We start from the raw sequence: 15,618 nt of genomic DNA, 5'->3' as shown, positions 1-15,618 counted from the left end.
TCTCTATTGTGTTTACAGAGCCGCTATAAGCAGTTTTGATTCAATGCTGACAGAGCTTTACGAACTAAAACAATGTCGGCCTTAAAACCATCATCCTAATTTTGGTTTTACCCCGGCTTTAACCGGGGTATTTTTCTTTCTGGGGGTTACTAAAGATAATCTGCTAGTTTGTTTTGTATCTAAAACAATTTACCAGCACGATTGCTAATCGTTGTTTGCCACTTCTTGCCACTCTTCTTCGTTTTAGGCCTCTCTGCACAAGTATTCATTTCTTAGTCGCTAACATGTAGCTCTGTAGTCAAAAATAAAAAGCCTCGCTAACTTGTGGTTAACGAGGCTTCATACTGATTGGTAAACGCTAGGCTTTAGCTGCTTTGCTTAATCCAAAGGTCAATTTCACTTTCTAGTACATCAAGTGGTACTGGGCCATTTTTCAGTACAATAGTATGGAAATCGCGAATATCAAACTTATCACCAAGGGCTTGTTGCGCTTTGTCTCTTAGCGCTAGTAGCTTAATCATTCCCACTTTGTAGGCAGTTGCTTGTGATGGCATAACGATATGACGTTCTACCATTTTAACCGCATCAGATTTAGCATTTGGCGTGTTTGATACGTAGTATTCAATTGATTCTTCACGGGTCCACTTTTTAGCGTGAATACCGGTATCAACCACTAAACGACATGCACGCCATAGTTCCATAGCTAGACGACCGAAGTCTGAGTAGGGATCTGAATACATTCCCATCTCTTTCGGGAAATATTCACTATAGAGACCCCAGCCTTCAATGTAAGCTGTATAACCGCCAAACTTACGGAACTTTGGTACACCTTCAAGTTCTTGAGCAATAGCGATTTGCATATGGTGACCTGGCGTACCTTCATGGTAAGCCAGTGCTTCCATTTGGTATTTAGGCATGGCTTTCATATCGTATAGGTTAGCGTAGTAAGTACCTGGTCGGCTGCCATCTGGTGATGGATTGCTATAAAAGGCCTTACCTGCAGATTTTTCTCTAAAGGCTTCAACCTGTTTAACAATCATTGGCGCTTTAGGTTTGATTTTAAATACTTCATCGAGTCTGCCACTCATAGTATCAATAAGCGCTGTCGCTTCGCTTAAATAGGCTTGGCGTCCTTCAGCTGTGTTGGAGTAGTAGAATTGCTCATCCTCACGCATAAATTTAAAGAACTCGTTTAAAGAGCCTTTAAAGTTAACCTTTTGCATAATTGCGCGCATTTCACTTTGAATACGAGCAACTTCTGATAATCCAAGTTCATGAATTTCAGTTGCTGTCATATCAGTTGTTGTGGTGCGTGCGAGTGCATTGTTGTAGAAGGTATCACCTTGAGGAAACTTCCATGCACCGTCGCGGGTATCAGCCTTAGTTTCCAGCTTAGTCATATAGGCAATTAACTTGTCGTATGCTGGTTTTACATCGTTAATTAATGCAGTTTTGGCTTCTCGAAGTAAGCTTTCTTTGTCACTATCGCTTATTTCAAGTTTAGATACTTTACGTTTAAAGTCGCTCCAAAGAGCGCTGTCGTCACTGTTTGAGCTGGTGTTAAATGGCGCGCCATTAATAATGTTTTTGCTGTCGTTAATCACATAAGGAAATACAAACTTAGGCGCGATAATACCTTTATCTTCGCGGATCTCCAGTGCGGTTTGTAACTGAGCTAGACGCTTAGGCACACCTTGTAAGCGACTGATATAGGCCTTTGCATCTGCTACGCTACCAATTTGATGCTGGTTGATTAGAAACGATGCGATTTGCGAGTGGCCGCCATACATCTGATTAACCGGGTAGTTATGGTAACGCCATTTATCATCTTTGATGCTTTGTTCTAGCTTTTGGGTTAATAGCTGATAGCTAAGCAGAGTTTGTCTATCTAACTTGCTAGTGTTTATTTGCTTTAATTGCGCAAGGTGTTTCTTGTCACGTGCGAGTGCAGCATCGGTGGCTGCATCGCTCATCTCATCCCACTTGTCGTAGTCGGTTTTGATCCCTAAATGAGTTTGTGAAATAGGACTAGCCATCACATTTTCCATGAAAATGCTTTCAAATAGGGCATTGGCTTTTTCTGATTCACTTTGTGCCTTGTGAGCAACACTCTCACTTGGGCTTAATTGGGCAATAGAAGTCGGGGCGGCAATGGCTGTTGCGCTAAGCGCCATTGAGAGCGAGAGGGTAATAAAGCTAATATTTGTTTTTATAGACATTTTTTAGGCTTCCTTAGAATTATGATTGTTATCCTAAAGAAGCCGTCAGTTAATTTTTTGATCTAAGTGTTACTAAATGTGTATTTAAGAGGTGTGAATAAATAATTAGCTAATTAATTCAAATGTTTATTGTACTAATAACGCATTGGTATGATTTAACCCACATTATAGAAACTGTGACAGTAGCTCATTGACGAATAGGTGACCTTTGCTAGTGAGTTGCCAATGCTCATCAGACTCAGTCATTAAGCCTTTTACGCAAGCTTGCTTAATTCCTTCGCTGATGGTGTCACGGCTCAGTCCAGTACGTTGCTCAAACTCAAGCTTTGGAATTGGGCTCATTAAGCGCAGGCGATTCATCAGATATTCTAAAGGTCTATCTTCTTGTTCAACTTCTGTAGTTTCATAACAGTAATCATCAGCAGTTAAGTAGCCTTTAGGGTGCTTGATCTTGACGGTGCGAACAATTTTACTGTCGTTAATATTATTGTGGTTAATCTGAGTTATTTTGCCATGAGCGCCACAACCTATACCCAGATAATCACCAAACTGCCAATAGTTAAGATTATGACGGCATTGATAGCCTTCTTTGGCGTAAGCGGAGATCTCGTATTGCTGGTAGCCAAGCTCAGCTAAACGCTTTTGACCTTGCTCGTAGATCTGCCATAAGTTCTCATCATCAGGTAACTGAGGCGGCTTAGAGTGGAACAGGGTATTTGGCTCAATGGTCAGCTGATACCAAGACAGATGTGGCGGCGCTAGTTCTGCTGCAGTTTCAATATCAGCCAGTGCTTCATCAAAACTCTGGTTTGGTAAGCCGTGCATTAAGTCTAAGTTAAAGCTCTGATAACCCGATACCTTTGCTTTTTGCGCTGCGACTTGTGCTTCACATTTGTCGTGAATACGTCCAAGCAGATTTAGCTTGTCAGTTGAAAAGCTCTGCACGCCAATTGATAGGCGGGTTACACCTGCTTGGCAATAGGCTGCAAAATCATCATGTTCTAATGTGCCAGGGTTGGCTTCCATCGTGATTTCAATGTTATCGCTAAATGGAATGAGCGCATCGACTTCAGTGAGTAAGCGCCCAATTTGCTTAGCATCGAACAAAGAGGGCGTGCCGCCACCGATAAAGATTGTGTGTAGCTTGCGGCCTTGCACATAATGTAGATCATGTTTGAGATCGTTAATCAGTGCATCAACATATTCAGTTTGCGGTAACTCTCCATGCTGACCATGGGAATTAAAGTCGCAATAGGGGCACTTTTGTACGCACCAAGGAATATGTATATAAAGGCTTAACGGTGGCAGGGTTAACATTATTTAAAAATACCTTGTTGCTTCATAGCATCAATCAGTAACACGAGTGCTTTACCGCGATGACTGAGTTTGTTCTTTTCATCAGAGCTCAGCTCTGCTGCTGCGCATTCATGCTCAGCAGGGATAAAGATAGGATCGTAGCCGTGGCCATTATCGCCTTGTGGAGCAAAACCTATAGTGCCTTCCCATGATGCTTGGCAAATGATTGGTGTTGGATCTTTAGCATGACGCATGTAAACCAGTACACACTGAAAACGAGCATTACGTTCAGTTTGACCTTCAAGCGCCGTCAGCAATTTAGTGTAGTTTTGCTCATCTTTAGCGCCTTCACCAGCGTAACGTGCAGAGTAAATGCCCGGCGCACCTTGTAAAAAGTCAACTTCAAGTCCTGAGTCATCTGCAATTGCAGCGTGGCCTGTTACTTCTGCAGCGTGTCTTGCCTTGATGATGGCATTCTCAACAAATGTTGTGCCTGTTTCAGGAACTTCTACAACATTAAATTCGCTCTGAGCTAAGATCTCGACGCCGAAACCAGCCATCAATTCAGAAAATTCTTTGAGTTTACCTTTGTTACCGCTAGCTAAGACGATTTGATTCATGAGAAGCCTTTAGATGAGACGTAAAATAATGGCGGCAATAATAGCTGAGATAGGCCAATTTCGATAGTAGACAAGGCAATAAAAAACAGGGGCTCTAGGCCCCTGATTTTTAGTGTAATCGCGATTATTCGACGTAAAACTTTTGCTTGAAGGTTAATATAGTATTGAGCTTTTTATCGTACTTGACCGCAATCTTAAAGTTTATTTCTTGGTCATCACGGTAAGGCACTTCAGCAATGTAGTAAATAGAGTCACCTTCTCGGATCTCTCTAAATTTCAGGTCTATTCTGGCGTCGAGTAAGTTGTTAGCAACACCAGATAATTCAACAGGCACTGCCGGATTGCCGTCAACGCTAGTATCAAGTACGGCAATATTAATAATGCCAGTGTAGCTACTGCGCTTAATGCCATATGACTTAGCGATACTTGGGGTTAAAAAGGTACTGCTAAGGGCAACGTAATGGATATCGAAGTTACCCACTTTTTGTTTCTGTTCGGCAAACGCATTACTGCTTAGGCAAAAAAACAGCACAAGCATAGTGGTTAGTGAGCGGATCATATTGGCTTTCCTTAGGGAGATATCTTGTTAACAGTATAGAGCTTTGTAACCACTAATGCCTTATCCAAATGATAACTCTAAGGTTACAAAAGGTGTTGTATTGCATCCGGAATGAGTTTTGGTGCCACAATTTTTACTTGCTTATGGCGACCCATTTGACCTTTAAGGATCTCAATATCGCCTTTAGGTACTTTAAACGCCTTAGACAAATATTTAGTTAAATGGGCATTGGCTTTACCATCAACTGGCGGTGCGGTAATAGCAATTTTGATTTCTTCGCCATGTAAGCCGACTATTTGATCGCGACTCGCTTTAGGCTGTATATAGAGTTGTAGCAGCAGGTTACCCTGCTGCATAAGTGCTGGAGCCACTACACGCTAGCCCAGAAAGGCACGTATTGCGCTAGCAAAATGTTTAGGAAGTTTAGGATAATCATCATTACCAGTAGTGATAAATCCAAGCCACCCATTGGCGGTAGAATGCGGCGGATCGGTGCAAGTAGTGGTTCAGTTAATTGGCCCATTACCATTTCAATTGGATTACTTCCTTGACTAACCCAGCTTAAAATCGCGCGTAAAATCAGCATCCAGAATAGCAATACACCCGCTTCTTTAATCACTGATACGAGTGAGATAAGCAATAACGTTGGTACGTTAATCGCGGCGCCAGCCATCAAGCTTAAAATAACAAACTTAAGCACAACAACGGTTATAGCCAATACAAACGATGCCGTATCAAAGCTACCAAATGATGGAATTATGCGGCGCATTGGGCCAACAATAGGGTGAGTCGCTTTTACAATAAATTGGCTAAATGGATTATAAAAATCTGCTCTAGCTAGCTGTAGCCAAATGCGTAACACCACGACCATAAGGTATAAATCGAATACCGTACTTACCAGAAAACTAAATGCATTCATCTGTTTACTCTACTTGTTCAAGTTAAATTAGTATTGCTTTGCCATTTCTTGTGCACGGGCGATACAGTTGCTCATAGCGCTATCGACCAAGGTGCGTAAATTGCCTTTCTCAAAGGTTTCAACCGCTTGTGCTGTTGTTCCGCCTTTTGAGGTTACGTTCGTTCTAAGTTGAGCTAGGCTTAGCTCTGGATTTTGCTTAGCCATTAAAGCGGCACCAAGCGCTGCTTGCTGCGCCATTTCACGGGCTGCAGTTTCAGGCATCCCACCTTTGACCGCACTTTCTACCATAGATTCTAAAAACAGGAAGAAATAAGCCGGTGAGCTACCCGCTAGTGCTATCACTTGGTTTAAATCATCTTCAGTGTCGACCCAAACAACTTCGCCGCCGGTTGCCATTAAGGTTTCGCAAATGGCTTTTTGCTCTGTTGAAATATCATCACCCGCATAAAGCCCTGTTAAGCCTACACCTATTTGCGTTGGAGTATTAGGCATTGTGCGTATTAGTTTGATCTCTTGCTTAAAATAATCGCTGTAGCGTTTGGCGGTAACACCCGCTGCAATGGTAATAATCAGTTTGTTTGATAAATCTAAACCGCTAAGTTCTTCACCAACAACTTCCATAAAGTGGGGTTTAACACCGAGTACGATAACATCGGCATTTTGCGCAGCAGTGACATTGTTGTTTGACACATTAATGCCAAAATCGCTAACCATAGCGTCAAGCTTAGGTTGGCTTGGGTTTGTGGCTTCAATAAGCGCTGGGTTATAACCACTTTTTACCAGGCCGCTTACGATACTACGGGTCATATTCCCTGCGCCGATAAAGCATACTTTTTGTTGTGTCATGAAGATCTCGTTTGTTTTAGTTAGTATTTGGCTACTTTAGCTATTAATGTTTGGGCGAAGCGCGCTAATTACAAGGTGCAACAATGCTTGGTATTAGCATGAATTGCTTAAATTTCCATTAAGTCTTACTGTAATCTCGCTCACCAAAAATCGCGCTACCTATGCGCACCATAGTAGAGCCGTGATTAACAGCTAGCTCTAAATCGTTGCTCATACCTACAGATAAGGTATCTACACAGCTATGACGCTCTGCAAGCTGGTTAAATAGTGCCTGAAGAGCTGCAAGTTCAGCACTGGCTGTTTGCTCATCAACATCGGCAGATGGAATAGCCATTAAGCCGCGTAGTTTAATGTTTGGCAGTAACGCTATTTTATCTGCCAGTCCGAGTACGTCTGCCGCTAACGCGCCTGACTTACTCTCTTCTAGGCTGATATTAACTTGAATACAGATATTGAGCGCTGGCATATCGTCAGGACGTTGATCATTTAAACGCTGGGCAATTTTCTCTCTATCAACCGTATGCATCCAATCAAACAGGCTAGCGACCACTTTGGTTTTGTTCGATTGCAATGGGCCGATAAAGTGCCATTCAATATCTGGGAACGCTTGGCTTAGCGAATTGATCTTAGTTTCACCCTCTTGAACATAATTTTCACCGAAGCGGCGTTGACCTGCTTGATAAGCTTCTATTATGTATTCATTCGGCTTAGTTTTGCTAACCGCTAAAAGTTGTACATCTTCTGGCCGACGTGAGGCATTTTGCGCCGCTTGGGTGATTCGATGCTGGGCGATTGCGAGTCTGTCTGTTATTGTTGTCATCTTGTAAGTTTTTGGTTGAATGGATATCCCAAACTATGGAAATCACAGAGTTACTAGCCTTTAGTGTAAAACACAATGCGTCAGATCTACACCTTTCTGCGGGTGTTTCTCCCATGATCCGTGTTGATGGTGAAGTGAGGAAGATAAACCTACCAGCTTTAGATCATCAAGGAGTGCATAGCCTAGTCTATGACATCATGAATGATAAGCAGCGCAAAGATTATGAAGAACATTTAGAGATAGATTTCTCGTTTGAAGTACCGGGTCTTGCACGTTTTCGTGTTAACGCTTTTAACCAGTCTCGTGGCGCGGCAGCGGTATTTCGTACCATTCCAAGTGATATTTTAAGTTTGGAGCAGTTAGGCGCGCCTGAGATCTTCAAAAAAATCTCCAGTTTTCCGCGTGGCCTAGTGCTAGTTACAGGCCCTACTGGTTCGGGTAAAAGTACCACCTTGGCGGCAATGATTGATTACGTGAATGAAAACCGCCATGACCACATTCTAACGATTGAAGATCCGATAGAATTTGTGCATCAAAATAAACAGTGCTTGATTAACCAACGTGAAGTGCACCGTCATACCCATAGCTTTAACGCCGCACTACGTAGCGCATTGCGTGAAGATCCGGATGTTATCTTAGTCGGTGAGATGCGTGACTTGGAAACCATTCGCTTAGCTATGACGGCAGCTGAAACAGGTCACTTGGTATTTGGTACCTTGCATACCACCTCAGCGGCCAAAACCATTGACCGTGTGGTAGACGTATTCCCTGAAGGTGAAAAGGGCATGGTCAGAACCATGTTATCAGAGTCCTTACAGGCTGTTATTTCGCAAACCTTGATTAAGAAAGTGGGTGGCGGTCGTGTTGCTGCACATGAAATTATGATGGGCACGCCAGCTATTCGTAATCTTATTCGTGAAGACAAAGTCGCGCAGATGTATTCGGCGATTCAAACGGGTATGGCCCATGGCATGCAAACGCTAGATCAGTGTTTGCAAAACTTAGTTAATCGCGGTCAGATCTCTCGAGAAGATGCGATGGCTAAAAGCTCAAATAAACAAGCTAACTTTTAACAGGGATTAGTTAACCTATGGATGTTACTCCTTTTCTAAAAGTAATGATTGAACGTAAAGCCTCTGATTTATTTATTACAGCAGGCTTTCCGCCCAGTGCCAAAATCGACGGTGAATTGCGCCAATTGGGTGAAAATCCATTTACACCCGCGCAGTCGTTAGCCTTTGTTGAGTCGTTAATGACCGATGCACAAAAACAAGAGTTTCATGAATCACGGGAATGTAACTTTGCATTTTCGGCGAAAGATTATGGCCGTTTTCGTGTGAGTGCGTTTTGGCAGCGTGAGTCGCCAGGTTGCGTAATGCGCCGTATTGAAACCCAAATCCCAGATGTCGATGACTTAATGTTACCGCCAATTCTTAAAGACTTGGTGATGAGCAAGCGTGGCTTGGTCATTATGGTCGGTGGTACCGGCACCGGTAAATCAACCTCTTTGGCGGCACTTGTTGGTTATCGTAATAACCACGCGCGCGGACATATTCTTACCATTGAAGATCCGGTTGAATTTGTGCATGACCATAGACAAAGCATTATCACTCAGCGTGAAGTCGGAATTGATACAGAGTCGTTTGATGCTGCGTTAAAAAGCTCACTGCGTCAGGCACCTGATGTGATCTTAATTGGTGAGATCCGTAGTCAAGAAACCATGGAATTTGCTCTGTCGTTTGCCGAGACTGGCCACTTATGTATGGCAACTTTACACGCGAACAATGCTAACCAAGCACTTGATCGTATTATGCATTTAGTGCCTGAGAGTAAACATCATCAGTTACTGTTTGATTTGTCATTGAACTTACGCGGTATTGTGGCGCAGCAATTAGTGCCCAAAAGCGATGGCACCGGCAGACGTGCGGCTATTGAGGTATTAATCAATACTCCACGTGTTGCCAGCTTAATTGCTAAGAATGAGCTGCACTCATTAAAAGAGGCGATGGCCAAGTCGAATGAGCAAGGTATGCAGACTTTCGACCAAGCATTATTAAAGCTATATACCGATGGTGAAATCAGCTACGCCGATGCGCTGCACCATGCTGACTCGCCAAATGACTTACGCTTAATGATTAAGTTGCAAAGTTCAGATCCTACCAGCAGTAGCTCAATGGATGGCGTTACCCTCAATCTAGATTAATCGTAAAGCTTGCAGACATAACGCTGGCAGTACTTTGTATTGCCAGCTTTAAACTGGATTGATCTTAATTTAAGTTTAAACGTATCTGCAGTTAATATTTTGAACCTTAAGGAGTTATCTTGGCTAAGTTTTCGGGGTTAACTAAAGAGATTGGTCATAAAAAACGTGGTAAAACCGGCATATTATTGGTTAATTTAGGCACGCCGGACGAGCCAACAGCGTCAGCTGTTAGGCGCTACCTTGCTGAGTTTTTAGCTGATCCGCGTGTGGTTGAAATACCTAAGTTAATTTGGATGATGATTTTACACGGGATTATTCTACGAGTTCGTCCAGCAAAGTCTGCAGCGCTTTATCAGCAGGTATGGACTGAGCAGGGCTCGCCATTAATGGATATCACTCGTCGTCAAACACAAAAGTTAGCTAGCCATTTTGAACAGGCTGGCGAAGATGTTTCGGTAGAGTTTTGTATGCGTTACGGTGAGCCGTCAGTCGCTTCAACGCTTAAAAGAATGCATCAAGATGGCATTGATAAAATGGTGGTGTTGCCGCTGTATCCGCAATACGCCGCGCCAACCACTGCGTCTGCTTTTGACGCCATAGCTAAAGAGCTAACCAGCTGGCGTTATCTGCCTGCTTTGCACTTTATCAATACCTATCATGACCACCCAGACTTTATTGACGCTTTAGCGGCATCAATTGCCAAAGACTTTGAGTTAAATGGTCAGCCGCAAAAGTTAGTATTGTCCTACCACGGTATGCCAGAGCGTAATTTACACTTGGGCGATCCTTATTATTGCTTCTGCATGAAAACCACTAAGCTGGTGGTTGAAAAACTCGGGCTTAGCGAAGATCAATATATCACTACGTTCCAGTCGCGCTTCGGTAAAGCTAAGTGGCTAACGCCATATACAGATGCAACGATGGAGTCGCTCCCTAAAGAGGGGGTTAAAGATATCGCTGTTGTGTGCCCGGCATTTAGCGCCGACTGTTTAGAAACACTGGAGGAGATTGCCGGTGAAAACCGTGAGATCTTTGAAGAGGCGGGTGGTGAAAACTATCGCTATATTGCCGCGCTAAACGATGATGATGCCCACATTAAGATGATGGCGAATATTGTTAAGCCACATATTTAGATTTTTTAAGGGTTACAGAAAGCAAAAGGGAGGCTAAGCCTCCCTTTTTTACAGATATTTTTTACTCGCCGTATTGATTTTCAAAGTAGCTTTCAACAATCAATACTGCTGACATGGCATCTACTTGGCCTTTGGTCAGCGCTTTATAGCCGCCCATTTCAAACAGTCGTGCTTTGGCATCTGCAGTCGTAAGACGTTCATCTTGAGTCGCAACCTTAACACCAAAACGGCCACTTAAGCGATTAGCAAATTTGCGCGCTCTTTGGGTCATCTCTTGCTCAGTGCCATCCATGTTGAGTGGCAAGCCGACAACAATTAGGTCGGGTTTCCATTCAGTGATAAGTGCGCCAATTTCTTCCCATTTAGGAATACCATCAACTGCCTTTATTGATAATAGAGGTCTTGCTGTCGCTGTGATCTCTTGGCCTATCGCGATGCCTATACTTTTAGTGCCGTAATCAAAACCTAAGACGCTTTTATCGCCCATCTCAATCTGTTCCTATTAAAGTGTATATAACACGTTGTTTTTACGCATGGCCTGCAAGGTTAGACAATTGCCAAATATCAAAGCCAAGGGATTCTGTCGCTTGTTGCCAGCGAGCATCATGGTCAACATCAAACAATAGCTCTGCGGTAGCTGGGATTGAAAGCCAAGTGTTTTCAATAATCTCTTGCTCTAGCTGACCACGAGTCCAACCGGCATAACCGAGTGCGATTAAAAACTTCTCAGGTGCTTGTTCTGAGCCTAAGCTAGCTAGCACATCTTGCGAGGTGGTAAGCATTATTTGCTCTGTAACCGCATCGCTGTTATTCCAGCAATCTTGAGTAGTATGTAATACAAAGCCGCGCTCAGGATTCACTGGGCCACCAAGTAATACTTCGCCAGCTAACGAGGTCACAGGCGCAGGCTCTTCAGTTAATTCCATTTGCTGCAGTAACTCATCAACAATAATGCCACTTGGCTTATTGACTACTATGCCCATCGCGCCTTTTTCATCATGTTCACAGATGTAGATCAGTGAGCGTTCAAAATAGGTGTCCTGCAAAGAGGGCATAGCGATTAAGAAGTGGTTTTGTAAACTGTCCATAGACTTTTCCATATAAGGCTAATACTAATCAAAATGTGATTAGCCGCCCGCCAATTTGACAGTATAATTAAGTTTTTCGAGTAGGGTCTTAATCTGCTCTCTATTGTCGGTTTGTACTTCAATAGTGAAGTCTTTTACTGTACCGCCGCAGCCACATTGCTTTTTGAGTTTTTGCGCAAGGGCTTTAAGTTCTTTTTCTTGCAGGCCTAAACCCTTAATTACTGAAACGCCTTTGCCTTTACGCCCTTTACTGTCTTTATGAATTCTAACTATACCGTCGCCTTCTGGAGCCGATTGGGTTTGTTTTTCAGGCGCAATACGTCCTACGTCTGTGCTATAGACTAAAGATACGTTTGGATCGGATTTCATATATATGGTCGTTGATGAACTTATGTCTGCAGTTTAACAAAGTTACTAAGGTTAAGGGAGAGGGCTGTGAGGAGAAACTTATGGTAAAGGAGGCAGGCTGAGGATCAACCTGACTCGCTATCTCTATTGGTGCGTGTCTATTGGCGACTAGAGCTAAGTGCTACAAATAAAGCGCTAGCTCTATCAGCAGTGATGCAAATGTGAGGCTTGCTAATAAGGCGATATATTTGTGAGTGCTTGGCAGCGCAATAGCGCAAGAGGTCAATACAAAACCGATTGCGGTACCTGCAAAGTGAGTTACAGGCGCACTAGCAATGGCAATAATCAGCCAGCTAAGCACTAGTATTGGCAAAATAACTAAAGAATGTTGACTGAGCTTATCGACTGCAGACGGCTTAGAATCTTGATGACTAGAGACTTTTTCTGGAGTGATAATAAATACAACACTAGCGATTGCAAACGCTGCGATAAACCAAAACATAACGACACTCTCAACGGGTTAATTGATAATCATTATCATTAAGTGGTTTTCTTAAGTCAAGCTTAACAACACAGAGATTTACCAAAATTGAGTTGTAGATTAATAAATTGCTCTGTAAGCTGAATAATAAGCAGTCAAAATATATAAGATTATTGTTGGAGAGAACATGAATAAGTTATTGGTGATTATTGCTGCGTTAGCATTAAGTGCATGTAGCTCACTTAAGACAAGCTCGGATTATGATCCAGGGGTAAACTTTAATGAAGTGAAAACCTACGCCTGGGTAGAGAAGAAAACCGAAGATGCGACTTATCATTTAGACGGGCTAATGGATCAACGTGTGCGTAAGGCTGTTGACGATCAGTTGCAACTAAAAGGACTGGCTAAGGGCGATGCTGCAACAGCAGATATTTTGGTTAATTATCTAACGAAAGTGGATAAGAAGATTAATGTAGATACCTTTAATACTAACTATGGTTATAACCCATATTATGGTCCTGGTTGGGGCTGGGGTGGTGGTGTAGGTCATACACAAACTACCGTTCGTGAATATGAAGTGGGTACCTTAATCTTAGATATGGTAAACACTAAAACGGGCAAGCTTATCTGGAGAGGCTCAGTAGCTGATACGATGCGCGATAAAGACACACCTGAAGAGCGTGTTGAAGTCGTTAATGAAGCGGTTGGTGCATTACTACTTAACTATCCGCCTAAGCCTGAAGGCAAGTAATTTACTTAAGTTATTTATAAAAAACGGCCTATTGGCCGTTTTTTTATGTCTTGAATTTAGATCTTAAGCGTCTAAGCCAAATGAGCTAGTGACTTGGGTATATTGGATAACTGTAAATCCCTTAAACCAAGAGACTGCAACGCGGTTAAGTTTTCTATTTCATCAGGCAATTCGGTTAGCAAGGAGTAGCTTAAATCTAGCTTTATTAGGTTAGTGAGCTTGCCGATCTCTTTTGGTAATACCTCAAGTTCACAGCAGTATAGGTTTAGCTCTTTTAACTGGCTCAAGTCGCCGATTTCTGTTGGTAACTGATTGAGGCAGACATTATCTGATAAATCTAGCGTTTCTAAGGACGCGAGTTTGCCTATCTCTATTGGTAACTCCTGCAAACAGCAGCCATTTAGGATTAATTGCTTTAAGTTAATTAAATTACCTATCTCTTTAGATAAGGTTTCAATCTCATGACATGTGCTAGATAGATCGAGCTTCTCGAGGGATGTAATCTGCCAGATCTGTTCTGGTAAAGCATCGTTTTCACAACTGGTAAAATTTAATTGTTTTAAATTAGGTAGCGCAGTAATTTGCGTTGGTAGTGTTGTCATGGCGGGATAGTCAATACTGAGCGTTTCTAAACAGACTAGATTGCCGATTTCTGCTGGAAGTCGCTTTGTGCCAGACATATCAAGTTCAAGCTTTGTTAACTTTGTTAATTGTCCTAGCTCTTTAGGTAGCTCGATGACTTCGGTCCCTGATAAACGCAAGGTTTCTAGTGAGCTTAAGTTGGCGATCTCGGCAGGTAGACTGCTAATTTCTCGCCCTCTCAATTCAAGCTCTTTGAGATTTGCGCATTGCTGTTTATCGCTGAGCAATGCTGTCAAAGCTGCGGCTGTACAGATTTCCATTATGATCCCTTTAAACTTTATTTATGCAACAAGCCACGCATTAACGCTCTAACTTGTTTATTAAATTCATTTTCACAGCGACTTTTGTGCTGAATCACATCAACGTTAGCCTGCCAACCAAGTTGCTCGAAATCAATCTTAAGCTTGCAAAGTTGTTGGTTAGCTAACGCTTCTTCACAAAGGTGAAGTGGCAATAAGGCCCAGCCAAAGCCTGCTTTAGCCAGCTCAAACAACATGTAATAGTTATCGGCATGCCAAACATCAGGAGAGTGTGGCGTGTTGAACCAACCTTGATGATTACCTTTAGAGCCAATCAGCAGTTGGCGATGCAATTTCAGCACGTCGATATGTGATGAGGTCTCTTGCGCCAGAGGATGCTCTGGGCTGACTAAAAGCTCAAACTGCACAGTGCCAAGAGACTCAAAATCTATGCTTTCAGGATAAGTGAGTTCGCTAAATACAATCCCTAAGTTCGCGCGTTTACTATCAACCAGATGAATGATATCCATACTCGAGGCACACAGTAGCTCAATCTCAAGCTGCGGATATTGGCTTGATAAGGTTTTTAACAGTGCGGTGAACTTGTTATAGGGGATTGCTTCATCAACAGCGAGAGTCAGTTTTAGCTCATCTTGCTTGTCTAGCGCCAGCACTTGTAGATTCAATCGTTGGTGCTGGGCGATAACCGCTTTAGCTTGGGGCAGTAATTGTTCTCCCGCCTTGGTGAGAATGGGGTAACGGCTGCTTCTGTCAAATAGAGCTTGGTTAGTATCGATCTCTAAATTGATGATGTGCTGGCTTATCGCTGATTGCACTTTACCTAACTTTCTTGCAGCAGCAGAGAAAGAGCCTGTTTCAACGGTAGTGACGAAAGAAAGCAATTGTTCGATAGTTAACATATCAGTAAAAGCGATGGTATCTAATTTTTATCTATCGTAGTTAAAGATGATAATGACTGCAACTTAACTGTAGAGTGATTTGTAATGACATTTAAAGATAGAGTAATTCACGCCATTCTTTTTGAAGCGGTAGCACTGGCTATCATAGTACCTGCTGCATCATTGTTTTCTGGCAAGCAGGCTAGCTCAATGTTGGCCGTGGGCGTGGGACTGAGTCTCTACACGGTAGTATGGAACTATTTTTACAACATATGGTTCGATAAGCAATTTGGTGCAGACAGAGCAAACAGAACATTAAAGACTCGAATTGGCCATACCTTTGGTTTTGAGGGCGGGATTGTCTTTATCACTGTACCAGTGGTTGCATGGTTCTTAGAGATTACGCTACTGCAGTCGTTAGCGTTAGAAGCTGTATTTTTAATTTTCTTCTTCTTTTATGCGATTGCATTTAACTGGTGTTACGACAATATTCGTCTTAGATTAAAGCCGGCGCAATAAGGTTTCTACCTAACTTAAAAAGTAATACAAAGTTTT

The 15,618-nt window shown here is 42.6% G+C and carries 19 protein-coding genes; 5 read left to right on the top strand and 14 right to left on the bottom strand.

Annotation, left to right across the window (positions count from 1 at the left end; genetic code table 11):
• Positions 1-365: 365 nt before the first annotated feature.
• The 8 genes from MSG37_RS01680 to MSG37_RS01645 form a co-directional block, all read right to left on the bottom strand.
• Entirely contained in the window at positions 366-2,219 is a 1,854-nt protein-coding gene (locus MSG37_RS01680) for a DUF885 domain-containing protein (protein WP_248468833.1), read from the bottom strand.
• Positions 2,220-2,384: 165 nt separating this feature from the next.
• The gene (gene hemW, locus MSG37_RS01675) at positions 2,385-3,536 is read right to left on the bottom strand and encodes a radical SAM family heme chaperone HemW (RefSeq protein ID WP_248468832.1); all 1,152 of its coding nucleotides are present in this window, start codon (positions 3,534-3,536) and stop codon (positions 2,385-2,387) included.
• On the bottom strand, positions 3,536-4,135 hold the full coding sequence (gene rdgB / locus MSG37_RS01670; protein WP_248468831.1) for an RdgB/HAM1 family non-canonical purine NTP pyrophosphatase: 600 nt from the start codon (positions 4,133-4,135) through the stop codon (positions 3,536-3,538). The genes hemW and rdgB overlap by 1 nt, the downstream gene beginning before the upstream one ends.
• Before the next feature lie 124 nt (positions 4,136-4,259).
• On the bottom strand, positions 4,260-4,694 hold the full coding sequence (locus MSG37_RS01665) for a DUF4426 domain-containing protein (protein ID WP_248468830.1): 435 nt from the start codon (positions 4,692-4,694) through the stop codon (positions 4,260-4,262).
• Between the two features lie 83 nt (positions 4,695-4,777).
• Entirely contained in the window at positions 4,778-5,065 is a 288-nt protein-coding gene (gene yggU, locus MSG37_RS01660; RefSeq protein ID WP_248468829.1) for a DUF167 family protein YggU, read from the bottom strand.
• Positions 5,065-5,613 carry a YggT family protein gene (locus MSG37_RS01655; RefSeq protein ID WP_248468828.1) on the bottom strand — a complete coding sequence of 183 codons (549 nt, stop codon included), beginning with the start codon at positions 5,611-5,613 and terminating at the stop codon, positions 5,065-5,067. Before MSG37_RS01655 ends, yggU begins: the two co-directional genes overlap by 1 nt.
• A 27-nt stretch (positions 5,614-5,640) precedes the next feature.
• Positions 5,641-6,459: a pyrroline-5-carboxylate reductase gene (proC, locus tag MSG37_RS01650; RefSeq protein WP_248468827.1), complete on the bottom strand. Its 819-nt coding sequence runs from the start codon at positions 6,457-6,459 to the stop codon at positions 5,641-5,643.
• Between the two features lie 118 nt (positions 6,460-6,577).
• Positions 6,578-7,279 (bottom strand): YggS family pyridoxal phosphate-dependent enzyme, encoded by a 702-nt coding sequence (locus MSG37_RS01645; RefSeq protein WP_248468826.1) that lies wholly within the window; start codon positions 7,277-7,279, stop codon positions 6,578-6,580.
• Positions 7,280-7,314: 35 nt separating this feature from the next.
• Here MSG37_RS01645 and MSG37_RS01640 point away from each other — a divergent pair, with 35 nt between their 5' ends.
• The 3 genes from MSG37_RS01640 to hemH all read left to right on the top strand — a co-directional run bounded on the left by MSG37_RS01640 (position 7,315) and on the right by hemH (position 10,615).
• On the top strand, positions 7,315-8,352 hold the full coding sequence (locus MSG37_RS01640; protein ID WP_220781891.1) for a type IV pilus twitching motility protein PilT: 1,038 nt from the start codon (positions 7,315-7,317) through the stop codon (positions 8,350-8,352).
• Positions 8,353-8,369: 17 nt separating this feature from the next.
• On the top strand, positions 8,370-9,482 hold the full coding sequence (locus tag MSG37_RS01635; protein WP_248468825.1) for a PilT/PilU family type 4a pilus ATPase: 1,113 nt from the start codon (positions 8,370-8,372) through the stop codon (positions 9,480-9,482).
• Between the two features lie 119 nt (positions 9,483-9,601).
• The gene (gene hemH / locus MSG37_RS01630; protein ID WP_248468824.1) at positions 9,602-10,615 is read left to right on the top strand and encodes a ferrochelatase; all 1,014 of its coding nucleotides are present in this window, start codon (positions 9,602-9,604) and stop codon (positions 10,613-10,615) included.
• Between the two features lie 61 nt (positions 10,616-10,676).
• On the opposite strand, the gene ruvX is transcribed toward hemH, so the two are convergent.
• The 4 genes from ruvX to MSG37_RS01610 form a co-directional block, all read right to left on the bottom strand.
• The gene (gene ruvX, locus MSG37_RS01625; protein ID WP_248468823.1) at positions 10,677-11,102 is read right to left on the bottom strand and encodes a Holliday junction resolvase RuvX; all 426 of its coding nucleotides are present in this window, start codon (positions 11,100-11,102) and stop codon (positions 10,677-10,679) included.
• 40 nt (positions 11,103-11,142) lie between these two features.
• Complete coding sequence (locus MSG37_RS01620; protein ID WP_248468822.1) at positions 11,143-11,703, bottom strand: YqgE/AlgH family protein; 561 nt, start codon at positions 11,701-11,703, stop codon at positions 11,143-11,145.
• Between the two features lie 39 nt (positions 11,704-11,742).
• A complete protein-coding gene (gene yciH, locus MSG37_RS01615) occupies positions 11,743-12,072 on the bottom strand; it encodes a stress response translation initiation inhibitor YciH (RefSeq protein WP_248468821.1) in 330 nt (109 codons plus the stop codon).
• Between the two features lie 160 nt (positions 12,073-12,232).
• Positions 12,233-12,553 carry a hypothetical protein gene (locus MSG37_RS01610; protein WP_248468820.1) on the bottom strand — a complete coding sequence of 107 codons (321 nt, stop codon included), beginning with the start codon at positions 12,551-12,553 and terminating at the stop codon, positions 12,233-12,235.
• A 166-nt stretch (positions 12,554-12,719) separates the two neighbouring features.
• Here MSG37_RS01610 and MSG37_RS01605 point away from each other — a divergent pair, with 166 nt between their 5' ends.
• The gene (locus MSG37_RS01605) at positions 12,720-13,283 is read left to right on the top strand and encodes a DUF4136 domain-containing protein (RefSeq protein ID WP_248468819.1); all 564 of its coding nucleotides are present in this window, start codon (positions 12,720-12,722) and stop codon (positions 13,281-13,283) included.
• 71 nt (positions 13,284-13,354) lie between these two features.
• Here MSG37_RS01605 and MSG37_RS01600 read toward each other — a convergent pair whose 3' ends face one another.
• Positions 13,355-14,185: a hypothetical protein gene (locus tag MSG37_RS01600; protein ID WP_248468818.1), complete on the bottom strand. Its 831-nt coding sequence runs from the start codon at positions 14,183-14,185 to the stop codon at positions 13,355-13,357.
• 17 nt (positions 14,186-14,202) lie between these two features.
• Positions 14,203-15,084, bottom strand: coding sequence for a LysR family transcriptional regulator (locus tag MSG37_RS01595; RefSeq protein ID WP_248468817.1), 882 nt, complete (start codon positions 15,082-15,084; stop codon positions 14,203-14,205).
• Positions 15,085-15,168: 84 nt separating this feature from the next.
• Between MSG37_RS01595 and MSG37_RS01590 the strand changes: the two genes are divergently transcribed.
• The gene (locus tag MSG37_RS01590; protein WP_248468816.1) at positions 15,169-15,582 is read left to right on the top strand and encodes a PACE efflux transporter; all 414 of its coding nucleotides are present in this window, start codon (positions 15,169-15,171) and stop codon (positions 15,580-15,582) included.
• The last annotated feature ends 36 nt before the right edge of the window (positions 15,583-15,618 follow it).

It is taken from the genome of Shewanella sp. 1CM18E (assembly GCF_023161665.1).
In the GTDB taxonomy this organism is placed as follows: Bacteria; Pseudomonadota; Gammaproteobacteria; order Enterobacterales; family Shewanellaceae; genus Shewanella.
The sequence above is the reverse complement of the archived record's forward strand: the minus strand, read 5'-3'. Positions and strand labels throughout refer to the sequence as shown.

Coding starts and splice junctions, on each gene's coding strand:
- MSG37_RS01680 (WP_248468833.1), bottom strand. CDS start 2,219: ATGTCTATAAAAACAAATATTAGCTTTATTACCCTCTCGCTCTCAATG.
- hemW (WP_248468832.1), bottom strand. CDS start 3,536: ATGTTAACCCTGCCACCGTTAAGCCTTTATATACATATTCCTTGGTGC.
- rdgB (WP_248468831.1), bottom strand. CDS start 4,135: ATGAATCAAATCGTCTTAGCTAGCGGTAACAAAGGTAAACTCAAAGAA.
- MSG37_RS01665 (WP_248468830.1), bottom strand. CDS start 4,694: ATGATCCGCTCACTAACCACTATGCTTGTGCTGTTTTTTTGCCTAAGC.
- MSG37_RS01655 (WP_248468828.1), bottom strand. CDS start 5,613: ATGAATGCATTTAGTTTTCTGGTAAGTACGGTATTCGATTTATACCTT.
- proC (WP_248468827.1), bottom strand. CDS start 6,459: ATGACACAACAAAAAGTATGCTTTATCGGCGCAGGGAATATGACCCGT.
- MSG37_RS01645 (WP_248468826.1), bottom strand. CDS start 7,279: ATGACAACAATAACAGACAGACTCGCAATCGCCCAGCATCGAATCACC.
- MSG37_RS01640 (WP_220781891.1), top strand. CDS start 7,315: ATGGAAATCACAGAGTTACTAGCCTTTAGTGTAAAACACAATGCGTCA.
- MSG37_RS01635 (WP_248468825.1), top strand. CDS start 8,370: ATGGATGTTACTCCTTTTCTAAAAGTAATGATTGAACGTAAAGCCTCT.
- ruvX (WP_248468823.1), bottom strand. CDS start 11,102: ATGGGCGATAAAAGCGTCTTAGGTTTTGATTACGGCACTAAAAGTATA.
- MSG37_RS01620 (WP_248468822.1), bottom strand. CDS start 11,703: ATGGACAGTTTACAAAACCACTTCTTAATCGCTATGCCCTCTTTGCAG.
- yciH (WP_248468821.1), bottom strand. CDS start 12,072: ATGAAATCCGATCCAAACGTATCTTTAGTCTATAGCACAGACGTAGGA.
- MSG37_RS01610 (WP_248468820.1), bottom strand. CDS start 12,553: ATGTTTTGGTTTATCGCAGCGTTTGCAATCGCTAGTGTTGTATTTATT.
- MSG37_RS01605 (WP_248468819.1), top strand. CDS start 12,720: ATGAATAAGTTATTGGTGATTATTGCTGCGTTAGCATTAAGTGCATGT.
- MSG37_RS01600 (WP_248468818.1), bottom strand. CDS start 14,185: ATGGAAATCTGTACAGCCGCAGCTTTGACAGCATTGCTCAGCGATAAA.
- MSG37_RS01595 (WP_248468817.1), bottom strand. CDS start 15,084: ATGTTAACTATCGAACAATTGCTTTCTTTCGTCACTACCGTTGAAACA.
- MSG37_RS01590 (WP_248468816.1), top strand. CDS start 15,169: ATGACATTTAAAGATAGAGTAATTCACGCCATTCTTTTTGAAGCGGTA.